We start from the raw sequence: 24,390 nt of genomic DNA on the forward strand, positions 1-24,390 counted from the left end.
CGGGTCCCCTTCGCGTACGGTGGACGGCTGCCCAGCACGTCAGAAGGGGGCCCGGTGGCCGCTCAGGCTCAACAGGAAACCGCGCTCGACTCCCTGAGAGACAGAGAGATCAGCGTCGAACAGGAACACCTGGACCGGGTGTACCGGCGTCTCGAGGAGAAAATCCACGAGGCCGAGTTCCTCATGAACGACGCGGCCCAGCGCGGCCAGGTCGGCACGCCCGGCGCGCTCGCCGAGCGGGACGCCCAGGTCTTCCGGGCCGGCATACACCTCAGCCGGCTGAACAACGAGTTCGAGGACTTCCTCTTCGGCCGCATCGACCTGCTGCGCGGCAAGGACGGCAAGAAGGGCCCCGACGGCGCGTACACCGCAGTCGAGCCCGCCGAGGGCGCGATCCGCGAGGACAGCACCGCCGACATCGCCGAGACGCTGCACATCGGCCGCATCGGCGTCCTCGACCAGGACTACGCCCCGCTGGTGATCGACTGGCGGGCCCCGGCCGCCGCCCCCTTCTACCGGTCGACGCCCGTGGACCCCGGCCGCGTCGTCCGCCGGCGGGTCATCCGCTCCAAGGGCCGCAAGGTGCTCGGCGTCGAGGACGACCTGATGCGGCCCGAGCTGACGGCCTACCTCGACGGCCACGAGCTGCCCGTCATCGGCGACGGCGCCCTGATGGCCGCGCTCGGCCAGGCCCGCAGCCACACCATGCGCGACATCGTCGCCTCCATCCAGGCCGAGCAGGACCTGGTCATCCGCGCCCCCGCCGCCTCCGTGACGTACGTCGAGGGCGGTCCGGGCACCGGCAAGACCGCCGTCGCCCTGCACCGCGCGGCCTACCTCCTCTACCAGGACCGGCGCCGCTATGCGGGCGGCATCCTGATCGTCTCGCCGACCCCGCTGCTCGTCGCCTACACCGAGGGCGTGCTGCCCTCCCTCGGCGAGGAGGGCCAGGTCGCCATCCGCGCCATCGGCTCCCTCGTCGACGGCGCCGAGGCCACGCTCTACGACTCCCCGTCCGTGGCCCGTGCCAAGGGCTCGTCCCGCATGCTCAAGGTGCTGCGCAAGGCCGCGCGCGGAGCCCTGGAGCTGAACGATTCACCGACCCGGCTGCGCGTGGTCGCCTTCGGCCGCCGCCTGGAACTGGAGGCCGAGCGGCTCGCGGACATCCGCCGCGTCGCCCTCGGCGGCACCGCCCCCGTCAACCTGCTGCGCCCCCGCGCCCGCAAGCTGCTCCTGGACGCCCTTTGGGAGCAGTCCGGCGCCGCGGGCCGCCACAGCGATCCGGAGCTCGCCGCCGAGCTGCGCTCCTCCTTCGACGAGGACATCACCTCCGAGGACGCCTTCATCGCCTTCCTCGACGCCTGGTGGCCCGAGCTGACCCCGGCGGCCGTCCTGCACGCCATGGCCGACGAGCGGCGCCTCGGCCGCTGGGCCCGGCGGATCCTCAACCCCGGCGAGGTCCGCAAGGTCGCCCGCTCCCTCAGGCGCGACGGCCACTCGGTGCACGACATCGCGATGCTCGACGAGCTCCAGGCCGTCCTCGGCGCCCCGGCCCGCCCCCGCAAGAAGCGCGAACTCGACCCGCTCGACCAGCTCACCGGCCTGGAGGAGCTGATGCCGGTGCGCGAGGAGTCGCAGCGCGAGCGCGCCGAGCGCCTGGCGCAGGAGCGCACCGAGTACGCGCACGTCATCGTCGACGAGGCCCAGGACCTCACCCCGATGCAGTGGCGCATGGTCGGCCGCCGCGGCCGGCACGCCACCTGGACGGTCGTCGGCGACCCGGCCCAGTCGTCCTGGTCCGACCCGGACGAGGCCGCCGAGGCCCGTGACGAGGCCCTCGGCACCCGCCCGCGCCGCCGCTTCGAGCTCACCGTGAACTACCGCAACCCGGCCGAGATCGCCGAGCTCGCCTCGAAGGTGCTGGCCCTGGCCATGCCCGGCTCCGCGTCCCCGAAGGCGGTCCGCTCCACCGGTGTCGAGCCCCGCTTCACCGTCGTGGACCACGCATTGGCCGAAACCGTCCGTGCGGAGGCGGCCCGGCTGCTGGAGCGCGTCGACGGCACGGTCGGTGTGGTCGTCGCCATGCAGCGCCGCGAGGAGGCCCGGCGCTGGCTCGCCGGGCTCGGCGACCGGGTCGTGGCCCTCGGCAGCCTGGAGGCGAAGGGCCTGGAGTACGACGCGACGGTCGTGGTCTCCCCGGCGGAGATCGCCGACGAGTCCCCGGCCGGCCTGCGTGTGCTCTACGTCGCACTGACCCGGGCCACCCAGCAGCTCACGGTCGTCTCGGCGGACCGGGACGAGCCCGACGCGGCGGGAGTACCGGACCTGCTCAGGGACTGATTCCGGTCCGTCCGGCGGGAGCGCGCTCCGCTACCCACTTGCCGGCGAAATGAACTCCCGGTACGGGAATGGCCTTACGGGATCTGTTTGTTAGCCTGGACGTGGCACCGGCCCGATCCAAGCCCCCGGGCCCAACCATCGTCGCTACGAGCGACCACTTGCCGCGAGGCGAGCATGGCGGGTCGGTGCCACCTACTTCCGAAGAGACCCGCGTCCATCGTGACGTGGGTCTCTTTTTGCTGGCCTGTTCCGCGAACAAAACGTTCGCAATCGAGGGTGGCTACCTGCTACTCAGCGGTAGGTGCGACGATCGGACGGCACAACTCAGCGTCAGGTGAAAGCAGAGGAAGTCGGCCATGGCAACGGCGCCCAGCGTCTCCTACTCGATGACGGTCCGGCTGGAGGTGCCCGCGAGCGGAACCGCCGTCTCGCAGCTCACCACCGCCGTGGAGTCCTCCGGAGGCTCGGTGACCGGCCTCGACGTCACCGCATCCGGTCACGAGAAGCTCCGTATCGACGTCACCATCGCGGCCTCGTCGACCGCGCACGCGGACGAGATCGTCGAGGAACTCCGCGGCATCGAGGGCGTCACGCTGGGCAAGGTCTCGGACCGGACCTTCCTCATGCACCTCGGCGGCAAGATCGAGATGGCGTCGAAGCACCCCATCCGCAACCGTGACGACCTGTCCATGGTCTACACGCCGGGTGTCGCCCGCGTCTGCATGGCGATCGCCGAGAACCCCGAGGACGCCCGCCGCCTCACCATCAAGCGCAACTCCGTTGCGGTCGTGACGGACGGCTCGGCCGTGCTGGGTCTGGGCAACATCGGCCCGAAGGCCGCGCTGCCCGTGATGGAGGGCAAGGCGGCCCTCTTCAAGCGGTTCGCCGGCATCGACGCCTGGCCGATCTGCCTGGACACCCAGGACACCGACGCGATCGTCGAGATCGTCAAGGCGATCGCCCCGGGCTTCGCGGGCATCAACCTGGAGGACATCTCCGCCCCCCGCTGCTTCGAGATCGAGGCCCGGCTGCGCGAGGCCCTCGACATCCCCGTCTTCCACGACGACCAGCACGGCACCGCGATCGTCGTCCTCGCCGCCCTCACGAACGCCCTGCGTGTCACGGGCAAGGCGATCGAGAACATCCGCGTCGTCATGTCCGGCGCCGGCGCGGCCGGTACGGCCATCCTGAAGCTGCTGATCGCCGCGGGCGTCAAGAACGCCGTCGTCGCCGACATCCACGGCGTCGTGCACGCCGGCCGCGAGGACCTGGTGGACGCCGCCCCGGACTCGGCGCTGCGCTGGATCGCCGACAACACCAACCCCGAGGGTCTGACCGGCACGCTCAAGGAGGCCGTGCGCGGCGCGGACGTCTTCATCGGCGTCTCGGCCCCGAACGTCCTCGACGGCGACGACGTGGCCGGCATGGCCGAGGGCGCCATCGTGTTCGCGCTCGCGAACCCCGACCCCGAGGTCGACCCGGCAATCGCCCGTCAGACCGCGGCCGTTGTGGCCACCGGCCGTTCCGACTTCCCGAACCAGATCAACAACGTGCTGGTCTTCCCGGGTGTCTTCCGCGGTCTGCTGGACGCCCAGTCGCGCACGGTCAACACCGAGATGATGCTCGCGGCGGCGAAGGCCCTCGCGGACGTGGTGACCGAGGACGAGCTGAACCCGAACTACATCATCCCGAGCGTCTTCAACGACAAGGTCGCGGGCGCGGTCGCGGGGGCGGTCCGGGAGGCCGCGAAGGCGGTCGGCGCGGCGGCGACGACCTCGCAGCCGTAGGGTGACGGCCCTGCGGCCGCTGTGAGGATTGCCACGACTGGCCTGGCAACGGCGCGTCGGGGAACCCGACCCCTTGGGACGCCCTCTATCGTGTCGGCCAGGCTCAGGCCCTCTTTTCGTGTGACTCCCAAGGGTGTTCTCACGACTCCTGCGGGTGCCGGATTGGCTTTCCCGCCGCAGGTAGAGGCAGGATGCGTCCCTGGGCGCGAGGGTCTGACGACGGACCCGGGTCCGGGGACTCACGGAGGACCCTGGCAGCATCGGCTTCGATCTGACGCCTCAACGGCAAGATGAACACGGGAGTAACAACATGAACCGCAGTGAGCTGGTGGCCGCGCTGGCCGACCGCGCCGAGGTGACCCGCAAGGACGCCGACGCCGTTCTGGCCGCGTTCGCCGACGTGGTCGGCGACATCGTCTCCAAGGGGGACGAGAAGGTCACCATCCCCGGCTTCCTGACCTTCGAGCGCACCCACCGTGCCGCTCGCACCGCCCGCAACCCGCAGACCGGCGAGCCCATCCAGATTCCGGCCGGCTACAGCGTGAAGGTCTCCGCGGGCTCCAAGCTCAAGGAAGCCGCTAAGGGCAAGTAACCCTGCCGTTCGTACGCCGACGGTGTACGAACCACAGTGAGTGACATCAAAGGGGCGGCCACCCGAACCGGGTGGCCGCCCCTTTGGCATCACTGCCTGCGTAGCTACCCGAGCGCCTTGCCCGGCAGCTCGACCTTGGCGCCGAGCTCCACGAGCTTCTCCATGAAGTTCTCGTAGCCACGGTTGATGAGGCCGATGCCGTGGACGCGGGACGTGCCCTGGGCCGCCAGCGCCGCGATGAGGTACGAGAAGCCGCCGCGGAGGTCGGGGATGACCAGATCGGCGCCCTGGAGCTTGGTGGGGCCGGAGACGACGGCCGAGTGCAGGAAGTTGCGCTGGCCGAAGCGGCAGTTCGAGCCGCCCAGGCACTCGCGGTAGAGCTGGATGTGCGCGCCCATCTGGTTCAGGGCGGAGGTGAAGCCGAGGCGGGACTCGTAGACCGTCTCGTGGATGATGGACAGGCCCGTGGCCTGGGTCAGGGCCACGACCAGCGGCTGCTGCCAGTCGGTCTGGAAGCCCGGGTGGACGTCCGTCTCCAGCGCGATCGACTTCAGCTGGCCGCCGGGGTGCCAGAAGCGGATGCCCTCGTCGTCGATCTCGAAGGCCCCGCCCACCTTCCGGTAGGTGTTCAGGAACGTCATCATCGAGCGCTGCTGGGCGCCGCGGACGTAGATGTTGCCCTCGGTCGCCAGCGCGGCGGACGCCCAGGAGGCGGCCTCCAGGCGGTCGGAGAGGGCGTGGTGGGTGTAGCCGCCGAGTTTGTCGACACCGGTGACGCGGATGGTCCGGTCGGTGTCCATCGCGATGATGGCGCCCATCTTCTGAAGGACGCAGATCAGGTCCTCGATCTCCGGCTCGACAGCCGCGTTCGAGAGCTCCGTGACACCCTCGGCGAGCACCGCCGTCAGCAGCACCTGCTCGGTCGCGCCGACGGACGGGTACGGCAGCCGGATCTTCGTACCCCGCAGCCGCTGCGGAGCCTCCAGGTACTGCCCGTCAGCCCGCTTCTCGATCCGCGCGCCGAACTGCCGCAGCACGTCGAAGTGGAAGTCGATGGGCCGGCCGCCTATGTCGCAGCCGCCGAGGCCCGGGATGAAGGCGTGGCCGAGGCGGTGCAGAAGGGGGCCGCAGAACAGGATCGGGATACGGCTCGAACCCGCGTGGGCATCGATGTCAGCGACGTTCGCGCTCTCCACGCGCGTCGGATCCATCACCAGTTCGCCGGGTGCGTCCCCCGGACGGACCGTCACACCGTGCAGCTGCAACAGACCCCGTACGACCCGTACGTCGCGGATGTCCGGAACATTGCGGAGGCGGCTCGGGGCGCTGCCCAGCAGCGCTGCCACCATTGCCTTCGGTACGAGGTTCTTCGCACCGCGGACACGGATCTCGCCCTCCAGCGGGGTTCCGCCGTGGACAAGCAGGACATCGTCGTTGACGGTCATGAATCTCGCGTTCCGTGGAGTCGGGCAGGGGCCAGGAGGGAAAGGGTAATCGCCCTCCACCCCCCTTCCGTAAGCCTGAGTCAGACCCAGCCACGTCATAGCTCTGTCACAACACGAACGGTTCCGTGCCGGGCACGTGGGGTCACGGTCACGTCCGTGCGCGCGGGACGCATCGGTGCGCCCCTGAGCTGCGTTCACTCGCGTCCCCGCATTGGCTCCCCACGGGGAGGGAAGATGCGGGATCATGTCTGGCATGACCGAGGTGTCCTCGCTCACAGGGCGGTTGCTCGTGGCCACGCCCGCCCTGGCGGACCCGAACTTCGACCACGCGGTGGTGCTCCTCCTCGACCACGACGAGGAGGGCTCCCTCGGTGTCGTCCTCAACCGTCCCACCCCGGTGGACGTGGACGACATCCTGGAGGGGTGGGGCGATCTCGCCGGCGAGCCCGGCGTCGTGTTCCAGGGCGGCCCGGTGTCGCTGGACTCGGCCCTCGGGGTCGCCGTCGTCCCGGGCGGCGCGTCCGGGGAGACCGCGCCGCTGGGCTGGCGCCGGGTGCACGGCGCGATCGGTCTGGTCGATCTCGAGGCCCCGCCGGAGCTGCTGGCCTCCGCCCTCGGCTCCCTGCGGATCTTCGCCGGATACGCCGGCTGGGGCCCCGGCCAGCTGGAGGACGAGCTGGTGGACGGCGCGTGGTACGTCGTCGAGTCGGAGCCCGGTGACGTCTCCTCGCCGTCCCCGGAGAGACTCTGGCGCGAGGTGCTGCGCCGCCAGCGCAACGAGCTGGCGATGGTGGCGACGTACCCGGACGACCCTTCGCTCAACTGATGTCTGTGACCTTCAGTACCCTTGGGCCTATGAGCACTCTCGAGCCCGAGCGCGGGACTGGTACGGGGACCCTCGTAGAGCCGACGCCGCAGACCTCTCACGGTGACGGTGACCACGAGCGCTTCGCCCACTACGTCCAGAAGGACAAGATCATGGCGAGCGCCCTCGACGGCACCCCCGTCGTGGCGCTGTGCGGCAAGGTCTGGGTGCCGGGCCGCGACCCGAAGAAGTACCCGGTGTGTCCCATGTGCAAGGAGATCTACGAGTCCATGGGCTCCGGGGACGACGACAAGGGCAAGGGCGACAAGTAGGTCCGGCCCGCGTGGCGTAAAGCCTCCAGGGTGCGTTTTGCGCGCCCTGGAGGCTTTTGTGCTGTCCGGGCGTTGCGCAGGATGCGTCTGCTGGTCACAGAGTGGTTGAGACCTCTTGTGGGCGTGTTCATGCAGTCCCTAGCCTCCGAGGTGTTGTGCACAGCGAAACCTTCATTGCGCATGTTGCAACACTCCTTCGGAGGAGCACTCCATGAAGCTGTCCGTCCGATGCGCCGCGCTCACCGCGCTCGCCGCCCTCCTGGCCACCGCCTGCGCGCCCCAGACCGCCACGAACCCCTCCTCCGACAAGGACGAGAAGACCGGCACGCTGCGCGTGTGGCTCTTCCAGGAGGTCGGCAACACCCCCAAGGAGAAGGCCGTGGACTCCGTCGTCGCCGCCTTCGAGAAGGCCCACAAGGGCACCGAGGTCGACGTCGAGTACATCCCGATCGACACCCGCGCCCAGCGCGTCAAGGCCGCCTTCAACGACCCCGCCTCCGCTCCCGACGTGATGGAGTACGGCAACACCGACACGGCCGGCTATGTGAAGGACGGCGGACTCCTCGACGTCACGAAGGAGTTCGGTGACTGGAGCGAGGCGAAGGACACCGACCCGACGGCCAAGCAGTCGGTGACGGTCGACGGCAAGGTCTACGGCGCCCCGTTCTACGTCGGCGTCCGCGCGCTGTACTACCGCACGGACGTGTTCGAGGAACTCGGCCTGTCCGTCCCGAAGACGATGGGCGAACTGGCCTCCACGGCCCGGAAGATACGTGCCGCGAAGCCCGAGCTGTACGGGCTCGTGGTCGGCGGCGCCTACACCTACGGCGCGATGCCCTTCGTCTGGGCCAGCGGCGGTGAACTCGCGAACGGCAAGGGCGGTTCGTACGCCTCCGGCATCGACAGCCCTCAGGCGCAGAAGGGCATCAAGGCGTACACGTCCCTCTTCGGGGACGACAACTGCCCGGCGGCCAAGTGCGCGGGCATGGGCGGCAACGACACGATCTCCGCGTTCGCCGCGGGCAAGGCCGGGATGGCGATCGGCGGCGACTTCAGCCACACCGCGGTCGAGGCCGGGAAGGTCAAGGGCAAGTACGCGGTCGTCCCGCTGCCGGGGGTGACATCCGGCTCGATCGCACCGGCCTTCGCGGGCGGCAACAACATCGGCGTCCTGAAGAGCACGTCCCACCGCACGCTCGCGGTCCAGCTGATGCAGCAGCTCGCCTCGAAGAAGACCCAGACCGAACTCTTCGACGCGATGGGCTTCCTGCCGACCTTCACGGACGTGCGCCGGCAGGTCGCGGAGAAGGAGCCGTTCGTGAAGCCCTTCGTGCAGACTCTCTCCGCGGGCACGAAGTTCGTCCCCGCCTCACCCGCCTGGGCCGAGATCGACTCCTCGCTCGTCCTGCCCACGATGTTCCAGGAGATCGTCAGCGGCAAGAAGAGCGTGGCCGCGGCGTCCGAGGCCGCCGCGAAGAAGATGAACACCGCGTTCGGCTCCACCGGGTGAGCCGGGTGAGCCGGGTGTACGACAGCAGGGAATCGCCTCCCGAGGCCGGTTCGGGCGAGGTCGTCTCGGGCGGGAAGGGTGTGAGTGGGGCGCCGGGGCGGGCTTCGGCCTGGGGGCCGCGCGGGGCGCGTCGGGGCGGGGCCGGCAAGTCCCCGCTCGTGTCCGGCGGCTGGACGCCCTGGCTCTATCTCGCGCCCGCGCTCGTCGTGCTCGGCGGGCTGCTCCTCTACCCCATTTATCAGCTCGGGCTGATCTCGTTCTTCGAGTACACGCAGGCCCAGGTCAGCGGTGGGGAACCGACGGTGTTCCGGGGGTTCGCGAACTACACCGAGCTGTTCGGGGATCCGCAGTTCTGGCAGGTGCTGTTCGCCACGGTGCTCTTCGCGGCCGCCTGTGTCGTCTGCACGCTCGCGGTCGGATGCGCCCTCGCCGTGCTGCTCACCCGCGTCCGGGCCGTACCGCGGCTCGCGCTGATGCTGGCCGCCCTCGGTGCGTGGGCGACCCCGGCCGTGACCGGCTCCACGGTGTGGCTGTTCCTCTTCGACCCGGACTTCGGCCCGGTCAACCGCGTACTGGGCCTCGGCGACCACTCCTGGACGTACGGGCGTCTCAGCGCCTTCTTCCTCGTCCTGCTCGAAGTGGTGTGGTGCTCCTTCCCGTTCGTCATGGTGACCGTCTACGCGGGGATTCGCGCCGTGCCCGCCGAGGTCCTGGAGGCCGCTTCCCTCGACGGCGCCTCGCAGTGGCGCATCTGGCGTTCCGTGCTCGCCCCGATGCTCCGGCCCATCCTGGTCGTCGTCACCATCCAGTCGGTCATCTGGGACTTCAAGGTCTTCACCCAGATCTACGTCATGACGGGCGGCGGCGGAATCGCCGGCCAGAACCTGGTCCTCAACGTCTACGCCTACCAGCAGGCGTTCGCGTCCTCGCAGTACAGCCTGGGCTCGGCGATCGGCGTCGTGATGCTGCTGATCCTGCTCGCCGTCACGCTGGTGTACCTGCGGTTGCTGCGCCGTCAGGGGGAGGAACTGTGAATCCGCCGCGCGTCCGTGTGCGCCGCCCGGGGCGGCTGGCCGCCGAGGCCTCGGCCCTGCTGGTCGCGGTCGTCGTCGCCTTCCCCCTCTACTGGATGGTGCTCAGCGCCTTCAAACCGGCCGGGGAGATCGAGTCGAGCGAGCCCAGACCGTGGACTCTCGCGCCTTCTCTCGACTCCTTCCGGCGGGTCTTCGGGCAGCAGGAATTCGGCCGTTACTTCCTCAACAGCCTTGTCGTCGCGGGCTGTGTCGTGATCGCCTCCGCGCTGATCGCGTTTCTCGCCGCGACCGCCGTGACACGATTCCGGTTCCGCCTCCGGACCACCTTGCTGATCATGTTTCTGGTGGCCCAGATGGTGCCCGTGGAGGCCCTGACGATCCCCCTCTTCTTCCTCATGCGGGACTTCGGCCAGCTGAACACGCTGGGCTCGCTGATCCTGCCCCACATCGCCTTCTCGCTGCCCTTCGCGATCTGGATGCTGCGGGGGTTCGTGAAAGCCGTCCCGGAGGCGCTGGAGGAGGCCGCGTACATCGACGGGGCGAGCCGGGCGCGATTCCTGTGGCAGATCCTTTTCCCGCTGGTCCTGCCGGGGCTCGTGGCCACCAGCGTGTTTTCCTTCATCTCCGCCTGGAACGACTTCCTCTTCGCCAAGTCGTTCATCATCAGTGACACGTCGCAGTCGACGCTGCCCATGGCGCTGCTGGTCTTCTACAAGCCCGACGATCCGGACTGGGGCGGGGTGATGGCGGCATCGACGGTGATGACGATCCCGGTGCTGGTCTTCTTCGTACTCGTACAGCGCCGCCTGGTCTCCGGACTGGGCGGAGCGGTGAAGGACTGACGTGACTCCTGCGAACACGGACGTGATCCCGGCGCCCCTGCGCGTCGAGGCCGGGGACGGACAGGGCTTCCTGCTCGACCCGCGCACCGGGATCGAGGCGGACCCCGGCACCGAGCCGGTCGCGCGGTGGCTGCGCGCGACCGTAGGTGCCGCGACCGGCCTGCCGCTGGGCCCGAACAGCGGCGACGACCGCCGCGTCCGGCTGCGGATCCTGCCCGCCCTCGACCCCGCCCTCGACAGTCCCGAGGCGTACCGCCTCACGGTCGGCACCGACCGCGTCCTCATCGAAGGAGCGAGCCCGGCGGGCCTGTTCTGGGGCGCCCAGACCTTCCGTCAACTGCTCGGCCCCGAGGCCTTCCGCCGCGCGCCGGTGACCCGCGGGCGGGAGTGGGAGGTGCCCGCCGTCACCATCCACGACGCGCCCCGGTTCCGCTGGCGCGGCCTGATGCTCGACGTGGCCCGGCACTTCACGCCCAAAGAAGGTGTCCTGCGCTATCTCGATCTCATGGCGGCGCACAAACTCAACGTCTTCCACTTCCATCTGACGGACGACCAGGGCTGGCGCATCCAGATCGAACGGCATCCGCGGCTGACCGAGATCGGCTCCTGGCGGGCGCGGACGAAAACCGGCCACCGGGCCTCACCCCTGTGGGAGGAGAAGCCGCACGGCGGCTACTACACCCAGGACGACATCCGGGAGATCGTCGCCTACGCCGCCGAGCGGCATATCACCGTCGTCCCCGAAATCGACGTCCCCGGCCACTCGCAGGCCGCCATCGCCGCGTACCCGGAACTCGGCAACACCGACGTCATCGACACCACCGCCCTCTCCGTCTGGGACACCTGGGGAATCAACCCGAACGTACTCGCCCCCACCGACAACACCCTGCGCTTCTACGAGGGCGTCTTCGAGGAAGTACTGGAGCTGTTCCCGTCGGAGTTCGTCCACGTCGGCGGCGACGAATGCCCCAAGGAACAGTGGCGCCGGTCCGCGACCGCCCAGGCGCGCATCAGGGAACTCGGCCTCGCCGACGAGGACGAGCTCCAGTCCTGGTTCATCGGGCACTTCGACGCGTGGCTGGCCGCGCGCGGGCGCCGGCTGATCGGCTGGGACGAGATCCTGGAAGGCGGGCTGGCGAAGGGCGCGGCCGTGTCCTCCTGGCGCGGCTGTGCGGGGGGCATCGCCGCCGCCCGGGCCGGCCACGACGTCGTCATGTGCCCCGAGCAGCAGGTGTATCTGGACCACCGTCAGGATCCGGGCCCCGACGAGCCGGTACCGATCGGGTGGGTGCGCACCCTGGAGGACGTCTACCGGTTCGAGCCCGTGCCGCCGGAGTTGACGCCCGAGGAGGCCCGGCACGTGCTCGGCACCCAGGCCAACCTGTGGACCGAGGTGATGGAGGACCCCGCGCGCGTGGACTACCAGGCGTTCCCCCGGCTCGCGGCCTTCGCCGAGGTCGCGTGGAGCGCCCTGCCCGCCCCGTCGGAACGGGACTTCGCCGGCTTCGAGCGCCGTATGGCCGCCCACTACCGGCGGCTCGACGCCCTCGGTGTCGCCTACCGGCCACCCGCCGGCCCGCTGCCCTGGCAGCGGCGCCCGGGGGTGCTGGGCCGCCCGATCGACGGCCCGCCGCCCCACCGGTAGGACCGGCCGCCGCTACCGAACAGCTCGAACAGGCCACGGAAAAAGCGCACAAGGGTCACCGAAAGTGCCAATCGCCACGCACTGGTGAACCGGTGCGAAAACGGACCATCTCGCCGGTGAGGTGGGCGAATGCCTCCTAGCGGACCCGTGTCTTCGGCTCTCGCCAAGATGTGCCAGAGTTGCCACGTCCGCCCTGTCAGCACGTACCGTACGGCAGCACAGGTGGGACCAGGTGGGGCAGCGGGAAGGGGCAGCCGGTTTGACCACGCACGCACCGCAGGCGGCGCAGGCCGTCACGCTGCCCACGACGCTGGACGAGGCCGTCGCGGCACTCACCGCCGTGCCCGCCGCCGTGCCCGTCGCGGGCGGCACCGACCTGATGGCCGCCGTCAACTCCGGACAGCTCAGGCCCGCCGCCTTGGTGGGACTCGGCAAGATCAGCGAGATCCGCGGCTGGCAGTACCTGGACGGACACGCGCTGCTCGGCGCGGGCCTCACGCACGCGCGTATGGGCCGCCCCGACTTCGCGGCCCTGATCCCGGCGCTCGCCGCCGCCGCGCGCGCCGCGGGCCCGCCGCACATCCGCAACGCGGGCACCCTGGGCGGCAACATCGCCTCGGCCGCCCCCACCGGGGACGCGCTGCCGGTGCTGGCCGCCCTGGAGGCGACCCTGATCATCGCGGGCCCGGGCGGGGCCCGCCGGGAGATCCCGGTGTCGCACCTGCTGGCCGGGATGGACATGCTGCGCGCCGGTGAACTCATCGGCTACGTGCGCGTGCCTCTGCTGCACGCCCCGCAGGTCTTCCTGAAGGCCACCGGCCGGACCGGCCCGGGGCGCGCGGTGGCGTCCGTGGCCCTGGTCCTGGACCCCGCGCGCCGGGGTGTGCGCTGCGCGGTGGGCGCCATAGCGCCGATGCCGCTGCGGCCCCTGGAGGCCGAGCAGTGGGTCGGCCGGCTCATCGACTGGGACAACAACCGCGCGCTCGTGCCCGAGGCGCTGAGCGCCTTCGGGGAGTACGTCGCCGCGGCCTGCATCCCCGACGCGGCCCCGGCCGAGGACGGCTCCGTACCGCAGCTCCCGCCCGCCGTACTGCACCTGCGGCGCACCGTTGCCGCGCTGGCCCGACGAGCACTGGGGAGGGCGCTGTCGTGACCGACGACCAGCACGGAGAGGGCACGCCCCGGGGCGGGAGCCGCTGGGACCCGCTGCCCCAGGGCGAGTACGACGACGGCGCCACCGCCTTCGTCGAACTCCCCGAGGGGGGCGTCGACGCCCTGCTGGCCGCCGACAGTCCCCTCGCCGCGCCCGGCCACGGCTACGTACCACCGCAGATAACGGCCGACCTCGCCACGACCGCCGGGACCGACCCGGCGGCCCCCGGCGGGTGGCCGGTGCCCGGCGCGCCCGTCGACGGCGCCCAGTGGCACGACCCGCACGCAGCCCACCAGCAGGGCCACGAGCAGGGTGGCCACCAGCAGCCCGGACCCGACACGGGGGAGCAGTCGTACGGCTCGCAGGCGCCGTACGGATCCGGCGCGCCCTACGGCTCCGACGCGCAGGCGGGGCGGCACGGCACGAACGACCGCTTCACGTACAACCCGGGAGCCACCGGGCAGTGGAACTTCGAGGACGCCGCGGCGGCGGAGACCGCGCCCGGCCATGATGTGACCGGACAGTGGTCCATCCCCGTCGCCGGGGGCGACCTTCCGGACGAGTCGGGCGAGTTCACCACGTCGTCGCTGGTCGAACAGTGGGGCGGCACCCCACCGCCGACGCTGCCGGGCGGTGCGCCCGCCCCGTGGGCGACCCAGGCGGCGGGTCGGCCGTGGGGCCAGCAGGTCCCGCAGGACGCGGCGGGGCAGGAGCAGAACGGGCCCGGCTATCCGCACGAGCACGGACACGGGCAGCCGGCGGCTGCCGGACCGGCCTCCGAGTACGCGCCGGACCCGGGCGCGCGCAACCCCCACGCCCCGGACCAGCAGCCCGCCGGGCCCATGCCGCACGAGGCGGACCCGACTTCCGGCCACGCCCCGGGAGCGACCGACGGCACCGGTCACGTGCCGCAGCGGCCGGAGGATGCCGGGCAGAGGCCTGAGGCGTCCGGATTCGCCGGTCACGGGCCGGAGGCGTCGGGGTTCGCCGGTCACGGGCACGAGGCGTCGGAGTTCGGCGGTCACGCGCAGGAAGCGTCCGGGTTCGCTGATCATGGGCAGGAGCCGTCGGAGCTCGGCGGTCACGCGCAGGCACCGACCGGGTTGAGCGGCCACGGACCGGAGTCGTCCGGGCCGGGCGGCCATGGGCCGGACATGTCCGGCGCCGGTCACGCACCCCAGGCCCCCGACGGCGGAGGACACGCGCCGGAGCAGCCGGAGTTCGCCGGCCACGGCTCGGATCCGTCCGCCTTCCCCGGCCACCGCCCGGAGCAGCCGGCCTACGCCGATCACGGCGCGGAGTCGCACGGCGCGCCCGACCACGGCTCGGACCCGCACGGCTTCACGGAGCACGGCCCGGAGTCGCACGGCGTGCCCGGCCATGGCCCGGAGCCGCATGGGGTACCCGGCCAGGGCGCCGAGCCGCACGGTGTCCCCGGCCAGGGGTCGGATCATTCCGCCTTCGCGGACCGCGGCTCGGATCCGTCCGCGTTCGCCGGCCACCGCCCGGAGCAGTCGGCCTACGCCGATCACGACGCGGAGTCACGCGGCGTGCCCGGCCACGGCCCGGATCCGCACGGCTCCGAGTCGCACGGAGCGGCCGGCCACGAGTCGGCCCGGCCCGCCTACCCGGACCACGGCTCCGAGTCGCCCGACTTCACCGAACACCGCCCGCAGGCGCACGCCTTCACCGACCACCACGGACCCGAGCCCTCCGGCCCCGCCGGCCACGGCCCGGAACAGCCGGGCTCGCCCACCTCCGGCCCACCCGGGCACGCGCCGCAGCACTCGGGCCCTGACGGTGAGCCGACCCAGCACCACCCCGGTTCAGACGCGAACGGCCCCGAACGGTCCGCGTCCCCCCAGCCGTACCCCGAGGCTCCCGGGGAGACCCGCAGCGAGCCCGCGCACGACGAGCCGCACACGGAAGCCGCCGCGCGTCCGCAGACCGCCCAGGAAGCCTCACAGGACGCTCCCGGCCACGGTGAGGACGCCGAGACCGCCGAGGCCGCCCCAGGGGCCGCAGAGGGCGCTGACGCCCCCGCCGAGCCGTCCGCCGGGCCCCTCCCGGCCGAGGCGGACCCGGACACCGGGCCGGAGTCCGCCGACGGCGAGACCCCGGACGACCCGGCACCGCAGGACCCGTCCGGCGACGCGCACGACTCGGGCGAGACCGAGGGCGAGGCGTCCCAGGACGCGCCCTCCACCGCCCCGCAGGAGGAACACCCCCTCGCCTCCTTCGTCCTGCGCGTCAACGGCACCGACCGCCCCGTCACCGACGCCTGGATCGGCGAGTCCCTGCTGTACGTGCTGCGTGAGCGGCTCGGACTCGCAGGGGCCAAGGACGGCTGCTCGCAGGGCGAGTGCGGCGCGTGCAACGTCCAGGTCGACGGGCGGCTCGTCGCGTCCTGCCTGGTCCCGGCCGTGACCGCCGCGGGCAGCGAGGTCCGTACCGTCGAGGGCCTCGCCGAGGACGGCCGGCCGTCGGACGTGCAGCGGGCGCTCGCGCGCTGCGGCGCCGTGCAGTGCGGCTTCTGCGTACCCGGCATGGCGATGACCGTGCACGACCTCCTGGAGGGCAACCCGGCGCCCAGCGAGCTGGAGACCCGCCAGGCGCTGTGCGGCAACCTGTGCCGCTGCTCCGGCTACCGGGGCGTGGTGGACGCCGTGAAGGAGGTCGTCGCCGAACGCCAGGCACACAGCGCGCCCGCCGACGGCGACCCGGACGAGGCCCGTATCCCGCACCAGGCGGGCCCGGGCGCCGGCGGCGTCCACGTGTCGGCCTTCGGCTCGGCCCCTGAACAGCACGCCCCTAACCCGCACGCCCCGGATCCGCACACTCCAGACCCCCATGACCAGCCCTACGGCCAGGACGGAGGCCCCGCGTGAGCAACGAAGCAGCCACCGCGCAGGCCGCACAGGCCGCGGAGGCCGCCCCCGCCCCCGAACCGCTGCCCCACGGCCTGGGCGCTTCCCTCCCGCCCGCCGACGCCCGCGCCAAGACGGAGGGAACCTTCCCGTACGCCGCCGACCTGTGGGCCGAGGGCCTGCTGTGGGCGGCCGTGCTGCGCTCACCGCACCCGCACGCGCGCATCGTGTCCATCGACACCTCCCACGCGCGCGAGATGCCCGGCGTACGCGCCGTCGTCACCCATGAGGACGTCCCCGGGCTCGCGTTGCTCGGCCGGGGCAAGGCCGACCGCCCGGTCTTCGCCTCCGAGGTCGTACGCCACCACGGCGAGCCCATCGCCGCCGTGGCGGCCGACCACCCGGACACCGCGCGCATGGCCGCCGCCGCCGTCATCGTCGAGTACGAGGTGCTCGACCCGGTGACCGACCCGGAACAGGCCTTCGAGGCCGAGCCGTTGCACCCCGACGGGAACCTGATCCGGCACATCCCGCTGCGCCACGGCGACCCGGAGGCGGCCGGCGAGATCGTCGTCGAGGGCCTGTACCGCATCGGCCGCCAGGACCCCGCGCCCATCGGCGCCGAGGCGGGCCTGGCCGTACCGCGCCCGGACGGCGGTGTGGAGCTGTACCTCGCCTCCACCGACCCGCACGCCGACCGCGACAGGGCCGCAGCCGCCTTCGGCCTCGAACCCGACCGGGTCAAGGTCGTCGTCACCGGCGTCCCCGGCGCCACGGCCGACCGCGAGGACCAGGGCTTCCAGCTCCCCCTCGGCCTGCTGGCGCTGCGCACCGGCTGCCCGGTGAAACTCGCGGCCACGCGCGAGGAGTCCTTCCTCGGGCACACCCACCGGCACCCCACCCTGCTGCGCTACCGCCACCACGCCGACGCCGAGGGCAGACTCGTGAAGGTGGAGGCGCAGATCCTGCTCGACGCGGGCGCCTACGCCGACACCTCCGCCGACGCCCTGGCCGCCGCCGTCGCGTTCGCCTGCGGCCCGTACGTCGTCCCGAACGCCTTCATCGAGGGCTGGGCCGTCCGCACCAACAACCCCCCGTCCGGCCATGTGCGCGGCGAGGGCGCCATGCAGGTCTGCGCCGCCTACGAGGCGCAGATGGACAAGATCGCCAAGAGGCTCGGCATCGACCCGGCCGAGGTGCGGCTGCGCAACGCCATGGCGACGGGCGACGTGCTGCCGACCGGCCAGACCGTGACCTGCCCGGCCCCGGTCGCCGAACTGCTCCAGGCCGTGCGGGACTTCCCGCTCCCGCCGCTGCCCAAGGACACGCCCGAGGAGGAGTGGCTGCTGCCCGGCGGCCCCGAGGGCGCGGGCGAGCCGAGCGCGGTGCGCCGGGGCGTGGGCTACGGCGTGGGCATGGTGCACATGCTCGGCGCGGAGGGCGCGGACGAGGTCTCCACGGCGACCGTGAAGGTCCACGACGGTGTGGCCACGGTGCTGTGCGCGGCCGTCGAGACCGGCCAGGGCTTCACGACCCTGGCCCGGCAGATCGTGCAGGAGACGCTCGGCATAGACGAGGTGCACGTGGCGCCGGTCGACACCGACCAGCCCCCGGCGGGCGCGGGCTGCCGCGGCCGGCACACCTGGGTGTCGGGCGGCGCGGTGGAGCGCGCGGCCAAGATGGTCCGCACGCAGCTCCTGCAGCCGCTCGCCCACAAGTTCGGCATGTCCACGGAGCTGCTCCAGATCACCGACGGCAAGATCACGTCGTACGACGGCGTCCTGTCGACGACCGTCACCGAGGCGCTGGACGGCAAGGAGCTGTGGGCCACCGCCCAGTGCCGCCCGCACCCGACCGAGCCGCTGAACGAGGCCGGCCAGGGCGACGCGTTCGTCGGCATGTCCTTCTGCGCGATCCGCGCGGTGGTGGACGTCGACATCGAGATCGGTTCCGTACGGGTCGTGGAACTGGCCGTCGCCCAGGACGTGGGGCGGGTCCTGAACCCCAGCCAGCTGGCCGCCCGGATCGAGGCGGGCGTGACCCAGGGCCTGGGCATCGCGCTGACCGAGAACCTGCGCACCCCGCGCGGCCTGATCCGCCACCCGGACCTGACCGGTTACGCCCTCCCGACGGCGCTCGACGCGCCCGACATCCGCATCGTCCGGCTGGTCGAGGAGCGGGACGTGGTCGCCCCCTTCGGGGCGAAGGCGGTCAGCGCGGTGCCGGTGGTGACGTCCCCGGCGGCCATCGCGTCCGCCGTACGGGCCGCCACGGGGCGCCCCGTGAACCGTCTGCCGATCCGCCCGCAGGCGGCGGTGGTGACGGAACGGGCGTGACGTCCGTGCCGGCCGGCGTCGTCCTGGTCACCGGGGTGATGGCGGCCGGCAAGTCGACCGTCGCCCAGGCGCTGGCGGAGACGCTGCCGCGGGCGGCGCACGTCAGGGGTGACCTGTTCCGGCGCATGATCGTCTCGGGGCGCGAGGAGTACGTCCCCGGCGCCGGGGACGAGGCCCGGGCCCAACTCCTGCTCCGCCACCGCCTGTCGGCGGCGACGGCGGACGCGTACGCCGAGGCCGGGTTCACGGCGGTCGTGCAGGACGTGGTGCTGGACGAGGACCTGAGGACGTACACCGGTCTGGTGCGCACCCGGCCGCTGTACGTGGTCGTCCTCGCACCGCGGCCCGAGGCGGTGGCCGCGCGGGAGGCGGAGCGGCCGAAGACGGGGTACGGCGCCGCCTGGACCGTGGGCATGCTGGACGAGGTGCTGCGCACACGGACGCCGCGCATCGGACTGTGGCTGGACACCTCGGAGCTGACGGTGGGGCAGACCGTGGCGGCGATTCTGGCGGAAAGGGAACGCGCGAGGGTGCTCTGAGCGTCCTGTGAGGTGGACGTGTGTGGTCGCCGGGGCGCGCGTCGCTGTTCCGGGGCGTTGTCAGTGGTGGGGCGTACTGTTCTGGGCAGTGGGGGACGGCTGCCGGGCCTGGCCGGGCGGTCTGCCGTGCTCCGCCAGGGGACGGTGAGCAAGCACATGCGGGGGAGCCCATGAGTACGACCGACGCCGGTTCCGCGGTGATCACCCTGACCGAGTCCGAGCTGGATCCGTGGGTGACGCACGCGTCGACGCGGCACTGGCTGACCGGGCCCGGACTGCCCTGTGACAGCGGCGTGCTGAGCTTCGCCGAGCTGGACCGGGAGGGTCTGCGCACGGTGGCGGACTCGACGGGCGATCCGTCGGACCGGTTGTCGGCACAGCTGCGCGAGCAGCTCGTGATAGGCGGGCTGCTCGGCCCCGGAGGCCTGGAGACGGAGTCGGTCCTGCTGGACGGCGCGACGGGCGAGATCTCGACGACGTACGTCCTGCACGACCGCCCCGACCTGATGGATCGCCGCCCCCTGGCGCCCTCGCTGCGGACGCTGGTGCGCTTCGCCGAGGCGACCGACGAACTGGCGGGCCTGCGCGGCCAGTTCGCCTCCTACGCGGGCCGCTTCGGACCCAAGGCGGTGGCGGAGGCGTCCCAGCACCTGCTGGCGGTGTTCCGGGACGGGGTGGACGGCGAGCCGGCCCCGTTCTGGAAGATGGCGGCGCTCATCCGCCCGCTGTCCCTGGTCGCGGGCCGGGGCGGCGCGTCCGGCCTGTCCCTGGACCTCCCGCACCGCCTCCTGGACCAGGAGTTCGGCCCCCGCAAGGTGGCCCGCTTCGAGGACGTCGACTTCCCCGCGACGCTCAGGCACGAGCCGACCCGCCGCTTCCTGCGCGAGGTGGGCCTCCCGGAGGAGGCCCACGTCTTCTCCCTGGACACGGACGTCCCCCTGGCGACGCTCGCCGAGTACCACGCCGACGCGGACGGCCCGGCGGAGCTCCCCTCCGGAGCCCACGGCCTGATACGGCTCGGCCATCTGGTCGAGGACAACAGCCTGGTCGTCGACGGTGCGACGGGCGCGGTCCTGAACTGGAGCGAGCCCGAGGCGACGCTGTCCCCGCTGAACACGGACGTCTCGACCCTGGCCTTCACCCTCTGGCTCCTGCACCGCGAGCGCGCGATCGACGCCCAGTCGGATCACGAACTGACGACCGACACGTACGACCAGCTGGCCATGACGATGCTTCAGGTCCTCTCGGCGGTCGACCCGACGGGCGTCACGGCGGGCAGCTCGGGCCGCCACTACTGGACGGACGCGTTCCGGGACGAGGCGGGCGGGGTGCTCTGACGGCGCTGCCGTCAGGCGGACCCGACGGTGCCGCGGCGGCGGCGTACGACGAAGACCAGGCCGCCACCGATCACCGTGGCGGCGGCCGCCGCACCGGCGAGGAGCGGGGTGCCGTCGGAGCCGGTGGAGGCGAGGTTGCCGCCGGTGGTGCCGCCGGTCGTGGTGCCGCCGGAACCACCCGTCGTGCTGCCGGTCGAGGCCGACGCCGAGGGGGAGGCCGTGGCACCCGTGCCGCCGGCGGCCTGGCCCTCCGGGTCGTTGCCGTTCCCGCCGTTGCCGGAGCCACCGTCGGCGCCGTCCGAGGGGCTCGGCCCGGGCTCGTTGTCGCTCGGCAGATCGATGCGGATCAGGGCGGTGTTGTTGGCGCGGTTCTTGTCGTACGCGGGCGCGATGTCGTAGACGGACGACGCCTTGACCTCGCCCTCGGGGTCCTGCGCCGACTCCTCGATCTTCAGCGTGAAGGTGTACGCCAGGGACTGGCCCACGTCGAGGGTCCCGTCCTTCGGCCAGCAGACGTACTTGGGCTTGCCCGTGGTCCCCTGCGGTCCGCTCGGCCCGTCGATCCCGAACGGCGCGCAGTCCTTGGGCACGCCGACGGCGACGGTGCCCGGCGGGATCTGCACCAGCAGGCCCGGGAGGTCGTCGCTCTCCTGGTTCTGCACCCAGCCGGGGCCGTCGTTGCGCAGGGTCGCCGTGACCGACTGCTCTTCGCCGGGCAGCGCCTCGGTGTCCTCGCCGACCGCGACGAGGTCGGCGGTGTTGTCCGCCGTCAGGGTGAGCCGCCGGTAGCTGTCGTCGTACCCCTCGCCCGGGGCCTCACCGGTCGCGCTCGTGCCGTACTCGACGGCCTCCATCAGGGCGTTGTCCAATGCCTTGAACCGGACGGGCGTGGTGACGGAGGCGCCGGGCTCGATGACCGTGTCGAGCTCGCACAGGGCCTGCCGCACCTGGTCCTTGACGGTCGAGTAGGTGCAGCCCTGTACCTGCTCCGGGAAGTCCAGCCCGCGCGTGAGGCGGACCCGGAAGGTGACTCCGTCCACGGCGGCCGTGCCCTTGTTGGTGAGGGTGACGGACTTGTCGTACACCTCACCGGGCTTGGGCGTCGCGGACGGCAGGGCCGAGACGACCAGCTCGGGCACGCCCTCCTCGGCCTGCGCCTGGGGTGCGGCGACAGCGGGACCGGCGACGGCGATCACGGCAGCGGCCAGGACGGCTGCCGAGGGGCGGAGGTGCACGATGGTTCTCCTCGTCGAAACAGGGGGCGGGACGACCGGAACGTGGGCTACCGGTCATGTCCTGGACACCTAAGAGGCACTGAGGGTTGTGCGCGACTTCACGAAGCCACGCCCCGAGCCGTGCACCGAACCCCGACGCCCGGCGGATTGCCCCGTTGCGCCCTGAACGCGCCCTTTCCCGGTCACCGACCCGCGCACATGCTCGCACCATGGGGGACACAGACGAGTCGAGCATCATCCCGCTACCCGACCCCGACGGACACCGGCAGCGGCCACCGGACGCCCCGCGGCCGTGGGAGAAGACCGACCGGGCCCAGGCCGCGATGGAAGGCGCCACCGGCCCCGAACCGCCCGCTCCGCCCGTCTGCCCCGACTGCGGGCTCGTCGGGGACCGGCGTGTCACCTACTACGGCTGGCATGTCCTCCTGGAACCGGACATGCCGGTGCCCGCGCACATGGTGCCCGCCTGGCACCGCTGGTACGTGGACTCCGACGGGACGGCGTGGAACAGCCGCGAGGACGAGCCCGCGCCCGGTGCGGTGTGCCGCGTACCGCACCGGATCGCCTGCCCCGGGCTGAGGATCGAGGAGGTCGGCCTCTGGCGGTGGCTGGACGCCGTACGGGCGGAGAACGCGCGCCGGGCGCGGCGGAAGGCGGACGAGGAAACCGGACCGGGAGCGCTTCCCGACGCCGGCTGACGCTTGACGCCTGTGGAGGCCGTGGCGGGATTCGAACCCGCGTAACTCGCTTTGCAGGCGAGCCCCTGAACCACTCGGGCACACGGCCGTGTTCGAACTCGGTGCAGTGACCGTAGGTGGGGGGCGAGTGAGGGTTCAAGGGCATCGTGTGGGCTGCAATATGACTGCCATACGCAGTTCATGAAGGGGGTGGCCGAAAGGAGGGGCGTACGACCAAGGTCCCACGCCGGGACCATCTCGGGACAGGGGTCAAAGTGCCGCGTGGCCCTTACTCTGGCGGTCATGACCGCCCCGAAGCCGCGTGACGCAGATGTCGTGGAAGCCGATGGCCCGACTTCCGTACCCGCGCCGGACGGCACTGTGCTGGGGCGGGAGTACCGGGCGCTGAGCTTCGGGATCGTCTCCGTGGTGCTGCTCATCGCCTTCGAGGCGACGGCGGTCGGTACGGCGATGCCCGTCGCGGCGCGGGAGCTGGACGGGGTACCGCTGTACGCGTTCGCGTTCTCCGGATACTTCACGACGAGTCTGTTCGGGATGGTGCTCTCCGGGCAGTGGTCGGACCGGCGCGGGCCCCTCGGGCCGTTGACGACGGGCATCGCCTCCTTCGGGGCGGGGCTGCTGCTGTCGGGGACGGCCGGGGCGATGTGGGTGTTCATCCTGGGGCGGGCCGTGCAGGGGCTCGGCGGCGGGCTGGTGATCGTCGCGCTGTACGTCGTCGTCGGGCGGGCGTATCCGGAGCGGCTGCGACCGGCCATCATGGCCGCGTTCGCCGCGGGCTGGATCCTGCCGTCGATCGTCGGCCCGCTCGCCGCCGGCACGGTGACCGAGCAGCTCGGGTGGCGGTGGGTGTTCATCGGGATACCCGTGCTCGTCGTCTTCCCGCTCGCGCTCGCGCTGCCGCAGATACGGCGCCGCGCGTCCGGGCCGGTGCCTACGCCGGACTCGGAGCCTTCTCCGCCCGGTCGGCCCCCTTCCCTCAACCGCCGCCGCATCCGCCTGGCCCTGGCCATCTCCCTCGGTGCCGGCCTCCTCCAGTACGCCGCCCAGGACCTGCGCCCGCTCTCGCTCCTGCCGGGCGCCGCCGGACTGGTCCTGCTGGTGCCCGCCGTGCTCGGGCTGCTCCCGCGCGGCACCTACCGGGCCGCTCGCGGGCTGCCCTCCGTCGTGCTGCTGCGCGGCGTCGCCGCGGGGTCCTTCATCGCCGCGGAGTCCTTCGTGCCGCTGATGCTGGTGACCCAGCGCGGGCTCAGTCCGACCCTGGCCGGGTTCTCGCTCGCCGCGGGCGGCGGAACCTGGGCGCTGGGCTCATGGGTGCAGTCGCGGCCGCGGTTCGAGCCCTACCGGGAGCGGTTGACGACCTTCGGCATGCTGCTGGTGGCGGCGGCCATCGCCACCGCGCCGAGTGTGCTGCTCGACTCCGTGCCCGTGTGGACCCTGGCCGTCGCCTGGGCCTTCGGCTGCTTCGGCATGGGTCTCGTCATCTCCTCCACGAGCGTGCTCCTGCTCAAGCTCTCCGCCCCCGAGGAGGCCGGCACCAACTCCGCCGCCCTCCAGATCTCCGACGGCCTGTCCAACGTCGTCCTGCTCTCCGCCGGCGGCGCCGCCTTCGCGGCCCTCGGCGGCGGCACGGTCACCCACGACACCACCACCGCCACCGCCTCCCACCCGGCCGCCTTCGCCGCGGTGTTCCTGCCGATGGCGGTGGTCGCGCTGGTGGGGGCCTGGGTGACCACGCGGCTGCGGGAGCGGTGAGGAGCCCTGCCGGGCTGTGACGTGAATCCCACCCTGGCATGACCCGGGCTCGTCCGCGCATGAGCAGGGGCAGGGCGCCGGTAGGGTGGCCCGGTTGTCATACGTAGCCGAGCCGTCAGGCTCCCTCGAACGAGCCGCCCG

Annotated in this window: 18 protein-coding genes and 1 tRNA gene; 16 read left to right on the plus strand and 3 right to left on the minus strand. The window is 72.2% G+C overall.

Going from position 1 to position 24,390, the window contains the following annotated elements:
• The first annotated feature begins 54 nt into the window (after positions 1–54).
• The 3 genes from ABZ192_RS26485 (at position 55) to ABZ192_RS26495 (ending at position 4,719) form a co-directional block, all read left to right on the plus strand.
• Positions 55–2,340, plus strand: coding sequence for a UvrD-helicase domain-containing protein (locus tag ABZ192_RS26485; protein ID WP_356926957.1), 2,286 nt, complete (start codon positions 55–57; stop codon positions 2,338–2,340).
• A 356-nt stretch (positions 2,341–2,696) separates the two neighbouring features.
• On the plus strand, positions 2,697–4,127 hold the full coding sequence (locus ABZ192_RS26490) for an NAD-dependent malic enzyme (RefSeq protein ID WP_356926958.1): 1,431 nt from the start codon (positions 2,697–2,699) through the stop codon (positions 4,125–4,127).
• Positions 4,128–4,437: 310 nt separating this feature from the next.
• On the plus strand, positions 4,438–4,719 hold the full coding sequence (locus ABZ192_RS26495) for an HU family DNA-binding protein (RefSeq protein ID WP_003990598.1): 282 nt from the start codon (positions 4,438–4,440) through the stop codon (positions 4,717–4,719).
• Between the two features lie 104 nt (positions 4,720–4,823).
• Here ABZ192_RS26495 and murA read toward each other — a convergent pair whose 3' ends face one another.
• Positions 4,824–6,164 (minus strand): UDP-N-acetylglucosamine 1-carboxyvinyltransferase, encoded by a 1,341-nt coding sequence (murA, locus tag ABZ192_RS26500; RefSeq protein ID WP_356926959.1) that lies wholly within the window; start codon positions 6,162–6,164, stop codon positions 4,824–4,826.
• Positions 6,165–6,417: 253 nt separating this feature from the next.
• Between murA and ABZ192_RS26505 the strand changes: the two genes are divergently transcribed.
• The 11 genes from ABZ192_RS26505 (at position 6,418) to ABZ192_RS26555 (ending at position 20,564) form a co-directional block, all read left to right on the plus strand.
• Positions 6,418–6,990: a YqgE/AlgH family protein gene (locus tag ABZ192_RS26505; protein ID WP_356926960.1), complete on the plus strand. Its 573-nt coding sequence runs from the start codon at positions 6,418–6,420 to the stop codon at positions 6,988–6,990.
• Between the two features lie 29 nt (positions 6,991–7,019).
• Positions 7,020–7,301 carry a DUF3039 domain-containing protein gene (locus ABZ192_RS26510; protein ID WP_010039914.1) on the plus strand — a complete coding sequence of 94 codons (282 nt, stop codon included), beginning with the start codon at positions 7,020–7,022 and terminating at the stop codon, positions 7,299–7,301.
• Between the two features lie 211 nt (positions 7,302–7,512).
• Positions 7,513–8,811, plus strand: coding sequence for an extracellular solute-binding protein (locus ABZ192_RS26515; RefSeq protein WP_356926961.1), 1,299 nt, complete (start codon positions 7,513–7,515; stop codon positions 8,809–8,811).
• A 158-nt stretch (positions 8,812–8,969) separates the two neighbouring features.
• On the plus strand, positions 8,970–9,845 hold the full coding sequence (locus ABZ192_RS26520; protein WP_356926982.1) for a sugar ABC transporter permease: 876 nt from the start codon (positions 8,970–8,972) through the stop codon (positions 9,843–9,845).
• Complete coding sequence (locus tag ABZ192_RS26525) at positions 9,842–10,687, plus strand: carbohydrate ABC transporter permease (protein ID WP_356926962.1); 846 nt, start codon at positions 9,842–9,844, stop codon at positions 10,685–10,687. The genes ABZ192_RS26520 and ABZ192_RS26525 overlap by 4 nt, the downstream gene beginning before the upstream one ends.
• Before the next feature lie 25 nt (positions 10,688–10,712).
• Positions 10,713–12,332, plus strand: a complete 1,620-nt coding sequence (locus ABZ192_RS26530) for a beta-N-acetylhexosaminidase (RefSeq protein ID WP_356926983.1) — start codon at positions 10,713–10,715, stop codon at positions 12,330–12,332.
• 259 nt (positions 12,333–12,591) lie between these two features.
• Positions 12,592–13,485, plus strand: coding sequence for an FAD binding domain-containing protein (locus ABZ192_RS26535; RefSeq protein WP_086561620.1), 894 nt, complete (start codon positions 12,592–12,594; stop codon positions 13,483–13,485).
• Positions 13,482–16,373 carry a 2Fe-2S iron-sulfur cluster-binding protein gene (locus ABZ192_RS26540; RefSeq protein WP_356926963.1) on the plus strand — a complete coding sequence of 964 codons (2,892 nt, stop codon included), beginning with the start codon at positions 13,482–13,484 and terminating at the stop codon, positions 16,371–16,373. Before ABZ192_RS26535 ends, ABZ192_RS26540 begins: the two co-directional genes overlap by 4 nt.
• Positions 16,370–18,688, plus strand: a complete 2,319-nt coding sequence (locus tag ABZ192_RS26545; RefSeq protein ID WP_356926964.1) for a molybdopterin cofactor-binding domain-containing protein — start codon at positions 16,370–16,372, stop codon at positions 18,686–18,688. Before ABZ192_RS26540 ends, ABZ192_RS26545 begins: the two co-directional genes overlap by 4 nt.
• A gap of 5 nt (positions 18,689–18,693) precedes the next feature.
• The gene (locus ABZ192_RS26550) at positions 18,694–19,227 is read left to right on the plus strand and encodes an AAA family ATPase (protein WP_356926984.1); all 534 of its coding nucleotides are present in this window, start codon (positions 18,694–18,696) and stop codon (positions 19,225–19,227) included.
• A 170-nt stretch (positions 19,228–19,397) separates the two neighbouring features.
• Positions 19,398–20,564 carry an SUKH-4 family immunity protein gene (locus tag ABZ192_RS26555; protein WP_356926965.1) on the plus strand — a complete coding sequence of 389 codons (1,167 nt, stop codon included), beginning with the start codon at positions 19,398–19,400 and terminating at the stop codon, positions 20,562–20,564.
• Between the two features lie 11 nt (positions 20,565–20,575).
• On the opposite strand, the gene ABZ192_RS26560 is transcribed toward ABZ192_RS26555, so the two are convergent.
• Entirely contained in the window at positions 20,576–21,799 is a 1,224-nt protein-coding gene (locus ABZ192_RS26560) for an LAETG motif-containing sortase-dependent surface protein (protein WP_356926966.1), read from the minus strand.
• 209 nt (positions 21,800–22,008) lie between these two features.
• Between ABZ192_RS26560 and ABZ192_RS26565 the strand changes: the two genes are divergently transcribed.
• Positions 22,009–22,497 (plus strand): DUF6083 domain-containing protein, encoded by a 489-nt coding sequence (locus ABZ192_RS26565; protein WP_356926967.1) that lies wholly within the window; start codon positions 22,009–22,011, stop codon positions 22,495–22,497.
• A gap of 13 nt (positions 22,498–22,510) precedes the next feature.
• Here the strand turns inward: ABZ192_RS26565 and ABZ192_RS26570 are convergent.
• Positions 22,511–22,585 (minus strand) — tRNA-Cys (locus ABZ192_RS26570).
• A 194-nt stretch (positions 22,586–22,779) separates the two neighbouring features.
• On the opposite strand from ABZ192_RS26570, the gene ABZ192_RS26575 reads away from it, so the two are divergent.
• Positions 22,780–24,249, plus strand: a complete 1,470-nt coding sequence (locus ABZ192_RS26575) for an MFS transporter (RefSeq protein ID WP_356926968.1) — start codon at positions 22,780–22,782, stop codon at positions 24,247–24,249.
• The last annotated feature ends 141 nt before the right edge of the window (positions 24,250–24,390 follow it).

The organism is Streptomyces sp. NPDC006235, from assembly GCF_040613735.1.
Lineage (GTDB): Bacteria > Actinomycetota > Actinomycetes > Streptomycetales > Streptomycetaceae > Streptomyces.

Coding starts and splice junctions, on each gene's coding strand:
- ABZ192_RS26490 (WP_356926958.1), top strand. CDS start 2,697: ATGGCAACGGCGCCCAGCGTCTCCTACTCGATGACGGTCCGGCTGGAG.
- ABZ192_RS26495 (WP_003990598.1), top strand. CDS start 4,438: ATGAACCGCAGTGAGCTGGTGGCCGCGCTGGCCGACCGCGCCGAGGTG.
- murA (WP_356926959.1), bottom strand. CDS start 6,164: ATGACCGTCAACGACGATGTCCTGCTTGTCCACGGCGGAACCCCGCTG.
- ABZ192_RS26505 (WP_356926960.1), top strand. CDS start 6,418: ATGACCGAGGTGTCCTCGCTCACAGGGCGGTTGCTCGTGGCCACGCCC.
- ABZ192_RS26510 (WP_010039914.1), top strand. CDS start 7,020: ATGAGCACTCTCGAGCCCGAGCGCGGGACTGGTACGGGGACCCTCGTA.
- ABZ192_RS26515 (WP_356926961.1), top strand. CDS start 7,513: ATGAAGCTGTCCGTCCGATGCGCCGCGCTCACCGCGCTCGCCGCCCTC.
- ABZ192_RS26555 (WP_356926965.1), top strand. CDS start 19,398: ATGAGTACGACCGACGCCGGTTCCGCGGTGATCACCCTGACCGAGTCC.
- ABZ192_RS26565 (WP_356926967.1), top strand. CDS start 22,009: ATGGGGGACACAGACGAGTCGAGCATCATCCCGCTACCCGACCCCGAC.
- ABZ192_RS26575 (WP_356926968.1), top strand. CDS start 22,780: ATGACCGCCCCGAAGCCGCGTGACGCAGATGTCGTGGAAGCCGATGGC.